Here is a 14258-nt window from a genome sequence, read left to right as displayed (position 1 = left end):
TGAACGGTGTGCCCCGGTCATCAGAGTGGCCGGTGACGAAAGGGTCGGACATGGCAGCTCCAAGATCGAACCGATCGGTACGATCTCGGAACGATAGCAGTCGATCGAACCGACCGGTACCATCTCTGTCATGCCGGTTCCCAAAGGCTCGACGATCGACCCGTCCCGCACCCGTGCCGCCATCCTGGAGACGGCCACTCCCGTGCTGTACGAGCGCGGTCTCGACGGCATCGGCGTCGCCGAACTCTGCGCCCGCCTCGGAGTCTCCAAGGAGACGCTCTACCGGCACTTCGGCACCAAGGACGGGCTCGTGCAGGCGGTGCTGGAGGCACGCAGCGAACGGGTGACCCGATGGCTGACCGAGGCCGTCACGGCCGCCGGGCAGGACCACGCCGACCAGCTCACCGCGGTGTTCGACGCCCTTCAAAGGTGGTATGACGACCCGGTCTTCCGCGGCTGCGCGATGCTGAACGCGGCCGCCCAGCACCATGTCGAGACCGTGCGCGCCATCACCGCGCGCCACCTGGACGGCTACCTCGAACTCCTGACCGGCATCGCCCGGCGTGCCGGGGCAGCCGATCCCCAGGCCCTGGGACGGCAGTGGCTCATGCTGGTCGAAGGCGCGACCGTCGTCGCGGCCCATCACGACGCGACCGGCGCGGGCGAGCACGCCCGCCGGGCCGCGCTCGCCCTCCTGCCCACCACCGTCGGCCCTCAGGACTGACACGCCGGATCAGCGGCCGGCCCGCGAACCGGCACGCCGAGCCGCGGCGGCGAATGCGGGAGTACCGGCGCGACTACGAGGTTTCCGCCGGCCGGCTGATGTTGACCATCCACGAGACGCCGAACTGGTCGACGCACATGCCGAACTCGTCGCCCCAGGCCTGCTTCTGCAGCGGCATCGTGGTCGTCCCGCTCGCGGACAACTTCTCCCAGTAACCGCGCAACAGATCGGCGTCGTCGCCGCTGAGACTCAACGAGACACCCGACATGGGCCGGTACTCCATGCTGCTGGGGACGTCGGCGCCCATGATCGTGTAACCGGCGTCGGTCTCCAGCATCGCGTGCATGATCCGGTCGGCGTCGGGTGAGTCCTCGGCGCCGAACCCGGCGAAGGTGTTGACGGCGAGGTTTCCGCCGAACACGCCGGCGTAGAACTCCATCGCCTGGCGGGCGTTGCCGTTGAAGCTGAGGTATGGGTTCAGCCGAGAGGCCATGATTCCTCCTGAGACTGCGGGTTCCGGACGAGAGCCCGGTCGGCCGAGGCGGCGTAGGTTCGAGCCACCCGGACACGCGCCGGCCCCGAGGGACTCAGGTGACGATGGCCCAGACCTGCACGTCGCGGTGTTCGCCGTCGAGGTGGAAGGCCTTGCGGTGAGTGCCCTCATGAGTGAAGCCGAGGCGCCGGGCAGCGGCGATGCTGGCCTCGTTACGAGGGTCGCACAGCCACTCGACGCGGACCATCCCCCGTGCGTCGATCGCCCAGTCGATGAGCACGCGGCAGGCGCGGGTGATCAGGCCTCTGCCGCGAACCTCCGGAGCGAGCCAGACGCCGATCTCGCAGACGCCCTGAGCGGCGTCGAAGGAACGGTAGATGACGCCGCCCTGCAGGGCCCCCGAGACGTACAGGCCGAAGATCCGGCCGGTGTCGGTGGCCTGGCGGTCGGCGTAGCCCTGCAGGTAGGCGCGGGCCGACGCCTCGTCCACGACGGTGTAGGCCCACGGGATCCACGGCGTGAGCGCGTCGCGTACCCGGTCGGCGTACGCGGCGAACTCGGTCGCCTGCCACGGCTCCAGCGGACGCAACTCGGCGTCGTCTCCCAGCGTTCGGCTGAACATCTCACCTCTCCTGCGGTCGGACGCTCGCCCCGTGCCGCGTGGGCGATGCGTCCGGACATTCTGGGGTGCCCCGATCCGAGCCGCACGAGAGGGTCATGGGCCTTCGACGGGGTTGTCGTGCAGCCAGCCGAGCACCTGCTCCGCGTGCCGGTCGGGCGGGAAGACCGGGTAGAAGGCGTGCTCGATCCGCCCGTGCCGGATGACGAGGGTCAGACGTTTGTAGAGCCTGACCCTGCCGGCGTGGAAGGTCGGCAGGTCGAGCGCCTCGGCCAGCCGGAAGCCGGTGTCGGAGAGCATGGCGAAGGGCAGGTGGAGCCGGTCGACGAGCTCCCGCTGGTAGGCGGTGTCCTGGCTGGACAGGCCGAACACACCGCTCACGCCGGCCGCCGTGAGTTCGTCGTGGTGGTCACGGAAGGCGCAGGCCTCCGGGGTGCAGCCGCGAGCCCCGGGGATGGTGTCCCAGCCCTCCGGCAGGTCGGTGTCCGGCCTGCCGGTGAGCGGGTAGCCGTACAGGACCGACCGGCCCGGCCGCCCGAGCGTCGCGAGGTCGATCGTGTCGCCGCTCGTGCTCGGCAGTCGCAGAGAGGGGACGACCAGCCCCAGCAGGTGATCGGCCGCGCCGTCATCGTCGGGAACCGGCAGGTCCGCGGGGAGTTTCGTCAGATCGCTCATGATGGTCCTTTCGCCGAAGGGCTCGCCGGACCTGCCGCCGCGGTAGGCGGCCTGTCGCAGGTGATGGGCGAGGAGATCCCGGCGCGCGGGCAGCGCCTCGATCCGCGCGTTCAGGTCCCTGATCGCCTTGGCGGTGACTCCTGCGAGTCGTGCGAGCTCACCGATCCTCATGGCGACCGACCTGCGATGACGCGCGCCTCTGCTCCATATCGACGAACCTAGACCCTGCCCTCATGGGTGCAGCAACTCTTACGAGTTCGTGATTGCCGTGCTGGGCCACGTGGCGTTTCCTTCCAGGCCAGTCGATCGAGACCAGATCTCGCATGGATGTTGATGGTTCGTCGGGATCCTTGAGGGATGCTCGGCATCCTCGATGGGTGGTCGGGTTCGGCGATCTGGAGCGGCCATGGGCCTTGCGGTGGTGCGGTCGCTGGGAGCTCCGCGTTCCCTGCGGAGCTCCCAGGAGCAGGAAGACTTCGAGCAGGAGTTGGTCGACCAGTAAGTGCTGGCGGTGGCCGCGTCCGGAGCCACGGATGGCTACGTGTCGGAGGAACGTGCGGCGGTGTTTGAGTTCGCACGGTTCCTCGGGCGGCCGGTGTGGACTGCGCTGCCCGAGGACGCCGACCGGTTCTTGGTGCATCTGCGCCGGGACCGTGGTCAGGCGAAACCCGCGCAGCTCGGGAAGTCCCCGAGCACTGCTCGGCACATCCCTGCGGTCCATCTTCAAAGTCCTCAAAGCCCGCAAGCTGACCTTCACCAACCCCGCCGCGAAGATCCCCACCGGACGACCGGAGACCACCGACCCGCTGCTGATCGCCCCGACCGTCCTGCGCAACATCTTCGACTCTGCCGACCCCGCGCGAGCGCGGCGTCACCTCCCCGAGCCAGGTCCGCAATGGCGCCCTGATTGTCAGGGTCGGTACCGTCCCACCGGAAGATGGTCGCTGATCTGCTCGGCATCTCCGACGCTGCCGCAATCGGCTGGCACGCCGCCGTCGGCGGCGACCGCGCAAGCTATGTCGCCGGCAGGCTCCGCGAAAGCCTCATCCCTGGCGCGCCGAAGACCGATGTGCCTCGCGCCGGACGTCTCCTTCATTCCCGATGAGCCGGTTCGACCTCAGGTGATGTCGTTGGCCTGTCGGCGGCTGAGCACTGCGGCGATCAGCAGGGCTGCGGCAAGGCCGCTGAGCAGGACCGTGGCCAGTGCCCCCAGCACGGCCGGTGCGTTGCCGAAGGCGATTCCGACGGCGGCGAGGGCGGGGCCGGCGTTGCGCACGGCCGCGACGCCTCCCATGGTGGTGCGGCGTGCCGGTGACCCGGTGGCGAGCACGGTGCCGGTGGCGAAAGCGGCTGCGGCGAGGACGAATCCGGCCATCGGGGTGCGAGAGCCGATCAGCGCGACGACGTCGCGCCAGTTGCCCAGGAGCATTCCGGCCAGCACGATCAGGAACGTCACGTTCGAGACCGTGACGGCGACGGAATGCCATGACCGTGCCGTGGCTGATGCGTAGTGGCGGAGGATGAGCCCGACTGCGAACGGGATGAGCTGCAGGATGGCCACGGTCCGCACCAGCGCCGCGACGGGCAGGGAGATTCCGGTTCCGACCTTGGCCGCGGTGAGGATGGCGTTGGCCGTCAGGCCGAAGGTGATGCTGCCGGCGGCTGCGAGCAGCACTTGCATCGCCGCTGCCGCGACCACGTCTCCTTTAAGGATCATTCCCAGTTTCGCCCCGAATGGCCCGCCCGGTGATGAAGCGGCCAGCACCACCGCGGTGAAGGCCGCGGTGGGCAGGCCGAACAGCGTGGCAATGCCCCAGCCCAGCAGCGGGATGACCACCAGGTTGGCCACCAGCGCCAAGACCAGCAGTAACGGGGCGGCGAGGATCGCGCGCAACGCCGGCAGCGTGGCTCCCAGGCCGGCGGCGAACATGGTGGCCGCGATGAAGATCACGGTGATCGCGTTGAACAGTAGATGCAGCGTTTCCATAATCTTCCCCCCGGGGTGACGGCCGCGGGCGATGTGCCGAAGCCTCAGTGGGTCTTTGCCGCGCTCTCAGTCATGGAGATCACCGAGCCAGCTCAGGGCGTTCAGACCGGGCATGAAGCAGTACTCGCCGCCGCGGGTGACGACGAAACGCGGCAGCGCCCGAAGGCGCCGTCGCAACGGCCGCCGCGGGATCGCGAACTCATCGGGACCGTCGCCCGAGCCGATGACAGGGTCGCGTGCATTGCCCGCGCCGAAGAAGACACCGTCGTTCATCCACTCGGACTGGACGAACTCGAACTGCCGGCCCGGGTGCGCTCCGATGAAGGCGAACATCAGGCCGCGGTCGGCCCCGTCATCCTCCAGCATCCCTTCGGGCAGCGGCGGGCCGTAGGCGGTGCCGCGCCGGATCATCCGGTGCAGCCTCGGCTCTCCGGCCACCGCCGCATCCCGGGGGTTGCCCCGGCGGATGTGGCAGCCGCCGGGCGTGATGAACCCCGCCGGGTCGTGGTGTTCGTACAGGAAGGCGTTGTTGCGGTGGGGGTCGGCGCCCAGATCGGGGTCATCGCGCGTGGGGCTGAGCGCCAGCGGGGCGCCGCTGCGCCAACGTCCCATGATCTTGGCGGCCAGTAGTTCCTCATCCTCGGGGCCGGTGGCGTTGTCCCTGAGGTAGCGGCGGAAGACGGCGACGCGCTGGTGGAGCTTACGAAAGGCCGCGTAGGTGCCGTTGCGCCCCAGGATCTCGGGCTGCGGGGTCCGAATGCCGCCGAGCTCGTCGGGGTAGCCGAGCACGAACTCCCCGGCCTTCAGCGGTGTTTCCAGCGGGTTGGAGCCGGTGATGCCGCTGCCTTCGACGGCCGGGTGGCTGATGCCGTCGCGGTAGCCGAAGGGTTCGGTCTCGGTGGGCAGCGCATGGCAGTCCTGCCGCCAGATCGCGCTCACCCCCGGCAGGCGCTGATAGGCCGGGCGAGCGCGGTCGATGGTCGCCTGCAGGCGGGTGCTGTCGGGTGCCAGGGCCGTGAGCACGACATGGACGTCGGGTGTGCCCAGCGGAGCCTCCCAGTGCTCGGGGCTGCTGTCGCCGACGTCGCCGAGTGCCGCGGCCCGAGCGGCCATCCCCTGCCGGAATTCCCAGGCGAAGGTCTCCAAGGCGTGCGGTGGCACCCCCAAGGCCTTGAGGCCGCGGAAGGTGAGCGCGACACTCACCCAGGCGTCGCCCAGCGGGCTTGTCGTGTCGGCGGCCGAGGTCACAACGGCGCGCACGCGCCGCATCAGCTCCCGGCCGTGTGTCCGGTCGTCGATGCGAAACAGGATGTAGGTGGCCGCGTACGGGGTCGGCCGGGGGCTGAGGACCCCGCGTTGGATGTCGTCGAGCTCGAGCACGGCGGGTGGTCGCGTGTTCACCGATTCTCCCCACTCTCTCTCGGTGGCTGGGCGTCACTTCGCCGAGATGATGTTCTTCCAGAAGGCGCGCAGGCTCTCATCGCCGCCGAACAGTGAACTGAAGATCGTGGAGTCGGCCAGCAGCACGTCGCCGGCCCGTTCCCCGGCGGGGGGCATCCACAAGAACATGTTGAACTCGGTGTTGCCGGCCTCGGTGAAGGGGTGCGCCGGTCTGGAGGGGTCGATCGGCTGCCTGGCCAGGACGTGGATGAGGTCCGGTTCGTCGGTCGTCACCGCGTAGTGCGGCAGGTGCATGTGGAAGTTGAAGGTGGTCACCCCGTCCAGCCATCCCCTGGTATCCAGGTCCCGGTTGACCGACAACGGCGCGATCTTCTTGGACTCCTGCATCGCGGGCCGCAGCCCGTAACGGTTCTCCACCGGAACGCCCAGCCCGCGCATCAGGCCGCGGACGTAGCGGGCGAAGCGTTGCTGGCGGGGCACCAGCGCGTCTCCGTGATGGTGATACTCGGCGTCGCGCACGGCCAGATCGTCTGAGGCTCCCACGTCGTGGTGCGGTCCCAGCACCAGGCAGGTGCCCTCCCGGGCCAGGAAGTGCCGCAGCGTCTCGATCTCTGCGGGCTCGGCCTCCTGCCCGGTGATCATGTGGTCCAGGCCGAAGACGAACAGGGTGTCGGTGTCATCCAGCACCCGCTCGTCCAGCAGGGTGCGGAAACCGGCCTGGTCGACGCGCTGATACACCGGCACGGGGTGGCCGGTGGTCTCCTCGGCGAACTGCTGGAACGGCGCCCACCCCCAAAAGAACAGCTCCAGCGATCCGGCGATGCCCTGCTGGAAGCGCAGCGGGTCACACCAGCGGGGGTCCTCATACGCCGGCCAGTTGGCCCGCCGCACTTCGGTCATCGTGGAGAACCGGTTGTCGAGCTCGGCCGGGTTCCTGCCCGCCTCGGCCGGATAGCTCCACGAGACGTAGATGCTCACCCGCCGCCGGCCCGGGGTGCAGGGGCGCGGCACGTGGTTCTGGTTGTAGGTGCGCGCGGTCCTCGACTCACCCATATCTCGCCTCCGATCGGCTGCGGTAAGACGGCGGTGCCGGACCGATCTCACTGCATCTGGTCGAGCATCTCCGACAGGGCGCTTTTGATCCGCAGCGCTTTTTTGATCTCATCGGCGGTCACGTACGGGTACTCTCCGTACTCGATGAAGCTCGGGCAGTGATGCTCGCGGACGAACCTGACGAACGCCTCGGGATTGGTCCTCCAGTCCTCGGGGAAGCCCACCAGGTTCTCGAACACCGTGCTCACTCCCGCCTTGCTGAACAACGCGATGGCGTCCTCGGTGTACTTGTCGAAGTCGGTGTCGAAGATCCCCTGGTACATGAACCGGGTGTCGTCGTCGAACAGCACCCAGCGCAGGTAGTGCAGCTTCAACGGCGCCAGAAGATGCGGATCGGCTTCCAGGGCCTCGGCCAGCGCGTGACCGTGGTTACGGATGGCCTCGGCCCGGCCGGGTTTGACGTCGGCGATGATGGTGAACCCGTAACACGCCGGGGTCCTCGGGAAGACGGGGCCGTGCTTGCCCTGTTCGAGGTGGTCGGTCTCCTTGGGGATCACCATCGCCTGTGGCGTGATGTCCATACCAGCTCCTCCCTCACGCGGCCAGAGGGGGAACAGGCCAAAGGCCACCTGACCAGGCAATCATCCCACGCACCGGCGACGCCGACCACCAGCTCCATCACTCAGCGTATGCCCGCCTCTGAGCGCTCAGATTTCCTGAACCTGCCATAAGGCAAGGTCAAGCCGGCCGTCCCCGGTCCGTTCGGTAACGTCGCCCGCGTGACGCTTCATGTGGGGTGTGCGATGTGGACCCATGCGCCATGGCAAAGGCGTTTCCTGCCCCATCCGCTGCCTCCGCAGGAACGGTTGACGGCGTATGCGACCTGGTGCAACGCGGTGGAGGGGAACACCACCTTCTATGCCATTCCGGCGCGCGGCACTGTGGAGACCTGGGCGGACCAGACGTACCCGGATTTCCGCTTCGTCCTGAAGCTGCCCAGGTCGATCACCCACGAGCGTCGCCTCGGCGATGTCGGCGCGGAGCTGCGTTCCTTCCTGCACGCCATCGAGCCGCTCGGCCCGCGAGCGCACGCGCTGTGGATCCAGCTCCCGCCGGCGTTCGCACCGGCCGACGTCGGGGCGCTGGCGGGCTTTCTCCGCCGGCTCCCTCCCTCGTACCGGTACGCCGTCGAGGTGCGCCACCGCGCGTTCTTCGAGAACGAAAGCGCCGCGCGGCTCCTCGAGACGGCGCTCGCCGGTGTCGGCGCGGAGTGGATCCCGTTCGACACGACGACGCTCTTCCAGAGCCCGCCGACCAGCGACATGGAACGGGACGCGTGGACGCGCAAACCGCGCGTGGCACGCCGGACGGCCGCCCTGACCGATCGCCCCATCGTCCGCTACATGGGCCGGGACTCCCTCGACCGTACGGTCGAGGGCTGGCAGGGGTGGGTCGGCCAGGTCACCGAGTGGCTCCGCGAGGGTCGTTCGCCGACCGTGTTCATCCACACACCCGACAACGCCGACGCGCTGATGCTCGCCCGCCGGTTTCACGAGGACGTACGGGCCCGGCTGCCCGAGATCGAGCCGCTCCCCGAACCGATGCGGGCACCGGCCGAGCCGCCGACCCTGTTCTGACGGACACGACGAACTCGCGTTGTAAGCGATCCTCCCCATTGGGTCGCCTCCGGTGTGCGGCGACGAACGGCCGGGGAATCAAAGATGTCGCGCGTGGTCCGGCCCTGTCGGGCAAATTCTCAAGGCATACTCGGTCTGTGGACGTGCTCTTCGATTCCCCCGTCGTGCGGGTGCGGCAACCCGGCAAGATCCTCCCCACCCAGGCGAAATACGAGATCTTCGGCGACAAGCGCAATCGCCTGGCGTCCGTCGCCGAGACCGACAGGCGTACGCGCCTGCAAATGCTGAAGGCGGCGCTGCCGACCGCGCCGCCGACGGACGCCCGGATCCTCACGGTGACGGACGCCGACGACCAGCCGATCCTGGTGCTGACCCGCCACCCGGACGGGCGGCTCGCCGAGGTCCACCGTCCGGAGGGGGAGCTGGTCGGCCGGATCCTCGCGACCGGGACGACACGTCACTACTCCCTCACCGACGAGCAGGACCAGGTGGTGGGAACCGTCGTCGGAGAGCTGTCGCTGAAGCACTTCCACGTCACCGGGCCTTCGAAAGCCCGGATCGCTCAGGTGAGCAAGACATGGGCGGGCCCTGTCAAGGAGTGGCTCACTCCGGCCGACAATTACAAGGTCGCGTTCTCCGGCTCCGCTCCCGAGCCGGTCCGCACTCTCATCGTCATGACGACCATCGTGCTCGACCTGGCGCTGTACGAGTAGGGGCCGGGCTCAGGCCACGCGCGCCGCCGCCAGGAACAAGGGGACCGCGAGGAACAACCGGTCGGCCCGTGCGCGTTCGGTCTGCTCGGCGATCCAGCCGCCGGCCTGCTCGCCGGTGATCGCGCCGGCCGCGTTCGCCGCCTCGGCCAGCCCCGTGACCATGGGCAGCATCGCCGTCCCGGTGAACACACCGGTCCGCACCTCGACGGTGACCTCCGCGAACCCGGCGTCGAGCAGCAGCCCCCGGAAGTGACGCGCGACACGTGGTGAGGCGACCAGGTCGGCGCGCGTGTGGACGATGGTGCGGGTGAGCGCCGGGTCGCCGGAGTCGATGATGAAGGCGTCCCAGTCCTGGCCGACGAGCACGACGCGCCCACCCGGCGCGAGCACGCGCCGGGCCTCCGCCGCTGCCCGGGCGGGGTCCTGGAGCTCGTGATAGACCTTGTCCGCCCGGTAGCCCGTCAGTTCCCCATCGTCGAACGGAAGGTGGCAGGCGTCGGCCACGCGGACGTCCGCGCCCGGCCACCGCCGCCGCGCCACCGCCAGCATGCGCTCGCTGACGTCGACGCCGGTCACCCGCGCTCCGCGCTCGGTCATCTCCGCGACGGCACGACCCGCGCCGCATCCCACGTCGGCCACGCGGGCGTCCGGGGCCGGGCGAAGGAGTTCGTAGGAGCGGGCCCGCAGGTCGGCGGCGCCGGGCAGGGCGTCGGCGATGTCGAGGGTGCGGATGAGGACGTCGATGTCATCGATGTGGTTCGTGGACATGCGCGCCATGCTGCGACTTAATGTCGACGTGAAGTCAAGCGCCTCGATGAGCATCGGTGAGATCGCCGAGCGGTTCGGCCTGGCCACGCATGTCCTGCGGCACTGGGAGTCCATGGGGCTGCTCGCGCCCGTCCGGGCGGCCGGCGGGCGCCGCCGCTACACGACGGATGACCTCTACCGGGTCGCGATGATCCTTCGCGCCAAGGAGGCGGGGCTGGCGTTGGAGGACATCCGCCGGATGTTCGCCGTGCGGCGGCCGGCCGAACGACGGGCGATCATGGAAGGTCACCGGCGTGAGCTGGCCGAGCGGATCGCCCGGTCGCAGGCGTCCCTCCGGCTGATCGAGGCGGCCCTGGACTGCGACCACGAGGACTTCACCCGATGCCCTCACTTCCAGGCCGTCCTGACCGATCGGATCGCGGGGGCAGGCGGCGACCTCAGCGGATGAGAGAGATCACCAGGGCTGCGACCGCAGCGGTCACGTAGAGGGCGACGGCGATGGTGACCGCCCTGTACCGGCGTGCCGGCGCCCAATCCAGCGCGGTCAGCAGCACCGTGAGGGCGGGGAGCACGAGGACCGCGTGCAGGGTGATGCCGTGCACCCACTTCAGCGACCCGGCCGTCTCGTACGCCTCCTGCCGGTGCCCGGACCGGATCAGCACCTCCCCCTTCGCGATCATGGCCGCGCCGGTCGCCAGGCCCACCACCAGGAGCCCGAAGCCCGCCCGCAGCGCCAGCCGCAGGTCCGCCGGTCCGCTCGTCCTGCCCCGGAACGCGACGGCCGCCAGCGTGCCGAGCACGGCGATGAGGACGGCGCCGCCGAAGGCGAGGCTCATCGCGACCGCGGTGCTGAACGGCGTCTCGGTGTTGAAGTGGGACGGGACGTGCCGCCACGCCTGCACCGTGATGCCGGCGACCTCCAGCACGCAGTCGGCCGCGAAGACCCCGAGAAGCCAGGCCCGTACGCGCGGGCGCAGCATCAGATACGACGCGACCCACGTGATGGAGATCAGGGTCAGCCCGAACGACAGGCCGAACGTCGCCGGCTTGCGCCAGGACACCGGCCCCTCCCACGGCCCACCCCGGACGAGGAACACCCCGAAGTGGAAGACGCCCGAGGCGATCAGCACGGCCCCGATGAGGAGGCACGCCCGCTCGATCGGGCGCAGACCCGCCCAGCGGCCCTGTGCCCGATCGACGAACACCTGCCTGAGCGCACCGGCCACGCCGCGGGCCGCCTCCTCGGTGCCGTGGACGCTCGGGTGGGCCGCCGTTCTCGTCCGGGCGGTCGGCAGGATCGTCATATCGGCCTCCTCTTCGCTCCCCCCGAAGCATCGCCGGACGGCCCAGGATCGGTCATCGGGCGGGAAGAGGCAGCAAGACTGCACCGGCGGCGGTAGGCCGCCGGTGAAACGCCTACTCCCCCGGGAGTACGCCGCGTCCGGTTCGGTAGCGGCCCGGGGTGGTGCCGATGAGTTTGGTGAAGGCTGCGATGAAGCTGCTGGGGTTCGCCCAGCCGCAGGCGTGGGCGACGTGGGTCGTGTCGTGTCCGTCGGCGAGAAGGACGAGTGCGTGAAAAATGCGTAGTTGTGTGCGCCACTGATAGAAGGTCATGCCGAGTTCGTTGTGGAACAGTCGGCTGAGAGTGCGGGCGCTGGCTCCGATCGCCTGCCCGAGTTCGGCCAGTGAGGCGTTGTCTCCGGGCTCCTCGTACAGCATCCGGGCAATGGCCTGCAATCGGTCATCGTGTGGTTCTGGCAGCTGCAGTGGCTGCTCGTGTGCTTCGTGGAGTTCGTCGACGAGGACGCGACGGAGGCGAGCGCGCGCGGCGCGGTCGTAGTTGCCCGCGGCGCGGTCGTAGTTGCCCGCGGCGCGGTCGTAGTTGCGTGGGCCCGTGAGGGTGAGCAGGATTTCGCGGGCGAGGTCGGAGACCATGAACACGGCAGGATGGCCTGGTACGAGCCGGGCGAGGGATGCCGGTAGGAAGAGGATCCGCATATCGGTGTGGCCGTGAGCGCGGTGGTAGTGCGTGAACCCGGCGGGGGTCCATGCGACTCGATTGGCCGGAACGATCGATGTGCCACGTTCGGTGTGAACTGATAGGACGCCACGGGCTGCGTACACCAGTTGTCCACGCGGATGGGAATGCACTGAGCTTGTTCCCCCCGACGGCCATAGATGCACCCCCCCGGACGGCCATAGATGTGACGTCGAACCCGACTGGGGAGGTTGGCGGCCAACGAGCATAAGTTGGCATTCTACCGGTGGCCGGACACAGCGCCTTCTGGCGACAGTGGACGTATGCGCGATGATCTCGAGATGGTGTGAGGTGAGTACGACGATGCGAGCGGCGGTCTGTGTCGGGGCGGGTGGCCCGGAGGTGCTGGAGATCCGTGAGCTGCCGGTACCAGCGGTTCGGGAGGGCTGGAGCCTGGTGCAGGTGAAGGGCACGGGCTTGAACCGGTCGGAGCTGAGGACCCGCCAGGGGCACTCCCCGAACGTGACGTTCCCGCGTGTGCTTGGGATCGAATGTGTGGGCATCGTGGCGGCCTCGACCGATCCGATGTTGCCGGATGGGACGACCGTCGCGGCGGTGATGGGCGAGATGGGCAGGGAGTTCGACGGCGGCTATGCGGAGTATGCGTTGTTGCCGAACTCGCTGCTGATGCCGGTCACCACCACGTTGCCGTGGGACGTCTTGGCGGCACTACCTGAGACGTACTTGACCGCGCAGGGCTCGTTGGACGCGTTGGGGGTCGTGCCGGGTGACCAGGGGCGGTTGCTGATCCGTGGCGGGACCTCGTCGGTAGGGATGGCGGCCGCATCGATCGCGTCCGGCTACGGTGTCGAGATCGCGGCCACGACTCGGCGGCAAGGCAAGATCGACGCGTTGACCGCGGTCGGCGTCGACCACGTACTCGTCGACGCCGGTGGACCGCTGGCGGCGAGCATGCACGCGGTCTGGCCCGAGGGTCCGGACTATGTTCTGGATCTCGTCGGGGCGAGCACGGCAGTGGACTCGCTGCACCTGGTCCGTCGTGGCGGGACGGTGTGTGTGGCGGGCTCGCTCAGTGGGTGGGCGATCACGGACTTCCAACCGGTAGCGATGATCCCGTCCGGAACCAAGCTCACGGCGTTCCACAGCGACAACTACAAGGGCAGCGCGGGCACGACCATGTTGCAGCGGATCGTCCACGAGGTCGAGGCCGGCGTCTATCGACCCAACGTCGACCGTGTCTTCGGCCTGGACGACATCGTCGCGGCCCACCGGTACATGGAGAACGACCAAGCCACCGGGAAGCTTGTCGTGGTGCCATAGAGCGTCGGTCAGTAGGTCAGCTGCCGGTGGCCTTGGTGGGGCCGGCCCAGATGCCGCGGACGTGGCGCAGGTGGTGGCGCATCAGCGTCTCGGCGCCCTCGACGTCGCCGCGCGCGACGACGTCGAGCAGGCTCAGGTGCTCGCGCGCCGAGGGCAGCAGCTCGCCGCGCTCGGCCAGGGTCGGCACCCCGTACAGCCGGGAGCGGTGGCGCAGCTCGCGCACCACCTCGACCAGCTGCGCGTTGCCGGCCAGGGCGAGCAACTCCAGGTGGAAGGCCTGGTCGGCCTCGATGTAGGCGAGGATGTCACGGCGTTCGGCGGCGGCCACGATGGCCTCCGCGAGGGGACGCAGCTCCTCGACCCCTTCGGGCGACGCGGCGACGCGGCCCACGGTCGGCACCTCGATCAGGGCGCGCACCTCGGTGATGTCGTCCAGGTCCCGGTCGGACAGCTCGGTGACCCGGAAGCCCTTGTTGCGCACCACGGTGACCAGGCCCTCTTTGACCAGGTCCAGCATCGCCTCGCGGACGGGGGTGGGCGAGACACCGAAGCGTTCGGCCAGCGCGGGCGCGGAGTACACGACGCCCGGGCGCATCTCTCCGGCCACCAGCGAGGCACGCAGCGCGTGCGCGATCTGCTCGCGAACGTTCTGCCGCGTCCCCAGTGCCGGCAGGTTCAGCTCACTCATCCCAGGTCCTCTCGCAAAGGCCCACGGCGACGATCCTCCCAGGCCATGCCGGCCGGCACCCGTGAAACGGCCACGGGCGCCCCGCGCTACCACGTATACCTCCGCAGGCGGCGTCCGCTCACCGCCGCCCCGGTCGTGGCCGGCTCGGACGAACCGGATCCGGCCGGCGGTCGGCTTGTTG

16 protein-coding genes and 1 pseudogene are annotated in these 14258 nt (G+C 69.3%); 5 read left to right on the top strand and 12 right to left on the bottom strand.

Annotation, left to right across the window (positions count from 1 at the left end; translation table 11 throughout):
• Positions 1-130: 130 nt before the first annotated feature.
• Entirely contained in the window at positions 131-724 is a 594-nt protein-coding gene (locus tag NE236_RS37870) for a TetR/AcrR family transcriptional regulator (RefSeq protein ID WP_252847103.1), read from the top strand.
• A gap of 73 nt (positions 725-797) precedes the next feature.
• Here the strand turns inward: NE236_RS37870 and NE236_RS37865 are convergent, their stop codons facing one another.
• From NE236_RS37865 to NE236_RS37835, 7 genes are all read right to left on the bottom strand, one after another.
• Complete coding sequence (locus tag NE236_RS37865; RefSeq protein WP_252847102.1) at positions 798-1217, bottom strand: VOC family protein; 420 nt, start codon at positions 1215-1217, stop codon at positions 798-800.
• 94 nt (positions 1218-1311) lie between these two features.
• Entirely contained in the window at positions 1312-1839 is a 528-nt protein-coding gene (locus NE236_RS37860) for a GNAT family N-acetyltransferase (protein ID WP_252847101.1), read from the bottom strand.
• 93 nt (positions 1840-1932) lie between these two features.
• Positions 1933-2682, bottom strand: a complete 750-nt coding sequence (locus NE236_RS37855; protein WP_252847100.1) for a redoxin family protein — start codon at positions 2680-2682, stop codon at positions 1933-1935.
• 946 nt (positions 2683-3628) lie between these two features.
• A complete protein-coding gene (locus NE236_RS37850) occupies positions 3629-4498 on the bottom strand; it encodes a bile acid:sodium symporter (protein WP_252847099.1) in 870 nt (289 codons plus the stop codon).
• Positions 4499-4564: 66 nt separating this feature from the next.
• Positions 4565-5899, bottom strand: coding sequence for a Dyp-type peroxidase (locus NE236_RS37845; RefSeq protein ID WP_252847098.1), 1335 nt, complete (start codon positions 5897-5899; stop codon positions 4565-4567).
• 33 nt (positions 5900-5932) lie between these two features.
• Entirely contained in the window at positions 5933-6952 is a 1020-nt protein-coding gene (locus tag NE236_RS37840; protein WP_252847097.1) for a hypothetical protein, read from the bottom strand.
• Positions 6953-6999: 47 nt separating this feature from the next.
• Complete coding sequence (locus NE236_RS37835) at positions 7000-7533, bottom strand: hypothetical protein (RefSeq protein ID WP_252847096.1); 534 nt, start codon at positions 7531-7533, stop codon at positions 7000-7002.
• A 198-nt stretch (positions 7534-7731) separates the two neighbouring features.
• Between NE236_RS37835 and NE236_RS37830 the strand changes: the two genes are divergently transcribed.
• Positions 7732-8589, top strand: a complete 858-nt coding sequence (locus NE236_RS37830; RefSeq protein WP_504915097.1) for a DUF72 domain-containing protein — start codon at positions 7732-7734, stop codon at positions 8587-8589.
• 137 nt (positions 8590-8726) lie between these two features.
• On the top strand, positions 8727-9302 hold the full coding sequence (locus tag NE236_RS37825) for a phospholipid scramblase-related protein (protein WP_252847094.1): 576 nt from the start codon (positions 8727-8729) through the stop codon (positions 9300-9302).
• Between the two features lie 9 nt (positions 9303-9311).
• Here the strand turns inward: NE236_RS37825 and NE236_RS37820 are convergent, their stop codons facing one another.
• Complete coding sequence (locus NE236_RS37820) at positions 9312-10070, bottom strand: methyltransferase domain-containing protein (protein WP_252847093.1); 759 nt, start codon at positions 10068-10070, stop codon at positions 9312-9314.
• Positions 10071-10098: 28 nt separating this feature from the next.
• Between NE236_RS37820 and NE236_RS37815 the strand changes: the two genes are divergently transcribed.
• A complete protein-coding gene (locus NE236_RS37815; RefSeq protein ID WP_252847092.1) occupies positions 10099-10518 on the top strand; it encodes a MerR family transcriptional regulator in 420 nt (139 codons plus the stop codon).
• On the opposite strand, the gene NE236_RS37810 is transcribed toward NE236_RS37815, so the two are convergent.
• The 3 genes and pseudogenes from NE236_RS37810 to NE236_RS45375 form a co-directional block, all read right to left on the bottom strand.
• Complete coding sequence (locus NE236_RS37810; protein WP_252847091.1) at positions 10508-11374, bottom strand: hypothetical protein; 867 nt, start codon at positions 11372-11374, stop codon at positions 10508-10510. The two genes, NE236_RS37815 and NE236_RS37810, sit on opposite strands and share 11 nt — an antisense overlap.
• Before the next feature lie 112 nt (positions 11375-11486).
• Entirely contained in the window at positions 11487-12005 is a 519-nt protein-coding gene (locus tag NE236_RS37805) for a helix-turn-helix transcriptional regulator (protein ID WP_252847090.1), read from the bottom strand.
• Between the two features lie 60 nt (positions 12006-12065).
• Positions 12066-12317, bottom strand: a pseudogene (locus tag NE236_RS45375) (AraC family ligand binding domain-containing protein); the annotation flags it as partial.
• A gap of 94 nt (positions 12318-12411) precedes the next feature.
• Between NE236_RS45375 and NE236_RS37800 the strand changes: the two are divergent.
• Positions 12412-13389: a zinc-binding dehydrogenase gene (locus tag NE236_RS37800; protein WP_252847089.1), complete on the top strand. Its 978-nt coding sequence runs from the start codon at positions 12412-12414 to the stop codon at positions 13387-13389.
• A 16-nt stretch (positions 13390-13405) separates the two neighbouring features.
• Here the strand turns inward: NE236_RS37800 and NE236_RS37795 are convergent, their stop codons facing one another.
• A complete protein-coding gene (locus NE236_RS37795; protein ID WP_252847088.1) occupies positions 13406-14077 on the bottom strand; it encodes a GntR family transcriptional regulator in 672 nt (223 codons plus the stop codon).
• Positions 14078-14258: the final 181 nt, after the last annotated feature.

Origin of the sequence: Actinoallomurus purpureus (genome assembly GCF_024055795.1) — a bacterium.
GTDB lineage: Bacteria > Actinomycetota > Actinomycetes > Streptosporangiales > Streptosporangiaceae > Actinoallomurus > Actinoallomurus purpureus.
This window is presented reverse-complemented; position numbering and strand designations above follow the sequence as displayed.

Excerpts from the sequence above, each read along its gene's own strand:
- NE236_RS37870 (WP_252847103.1), top strand. The coding sequence starts at position 131 with ATGCCGGTTCCCAAAGGCTCGACGATCGACCCGTCCCGCACCCGTGCC.
- NE236_RS37865 (WP_252847102.1), bottom strand. The coding sequence starts at position 1,217 with ATGGCCTCTCGGCTGAACCCATACCTCAGCTTCAACGGCAACGCCCGC.
- NE236_RS37860 (WP_252847101.1), bottom strand. The coding sequence starts at position 1,839 with ATGTTCAGCCGAACGCTGGGAGACGACGCCGAGTTGCGTCCGCTGGAG.
- NE236_RS37855 (WP_252847100.1), bottom strand. The coding sequence starts at position 2,682 with ATGAGGATCGGTGAGCTCGCACGACTCGCAGGAGTCACCGCCAAGGCG.
- NE236_RS37850 (WP_252847099.1), bottom strand. The coding sequence starts at position 4,498 with ATGGAAACGCTGCATCTACTGTTCAACGCGATCACCGTGATCTTCATC.
- NE236_RS37840 (WP_252847097.1), bottom strand. The coding sequence starts at position 6,952 with ATGGGTGAGTCGAGGACCGCGCGCACCTACAACCAGAACCACGTGCCG.
- NE236_RS37835 (WP_252847096.1), bottom strand. The coding sequence starts at position 7,533 with ATGGACATCACGCCACAGGCGATGGTGATCCCCAAGGAGACCGACCAC.
- NE236_RS37820 (WP_252847093.1), bottom strand. The coding sequence starts at position 10,070 with ATGTCCACGAACCACATCGATGACATCGACGTCCTCATCCGCACCCTC.
- NE236_RS37810 (WP_252847091.1), bottom strand. The coding sequence starts at position 11,374 with ATGACGATCCTGCCGACCGCCCGGACGAGAACGGCGGCCCACCCGAGC.
- NE236_RS37805 (WP_252847090.1), bottom strand. The coding sequence starts at position 12,005 with ATGGTCTCCGACCTCGCCCGCGAAATCCTGCTCACCCTCACGGGCCCA.
- NE236_RS37800 (WP_252847089.1), top strand. The coding sequence starts at position 12,412 with ATGCGAGCGGCGGTCTGTGTCGGGGCGGGTGGCCCGGAGGTGCTGGAG.
- NE236_RS37795 (WP_252847088.1), bottom strand. The coding sequence starts at position 14,077 with ATGAGTGAGCTGAACCTGCCGGCACTGGGGACGCGGCAGAACGTTCGC.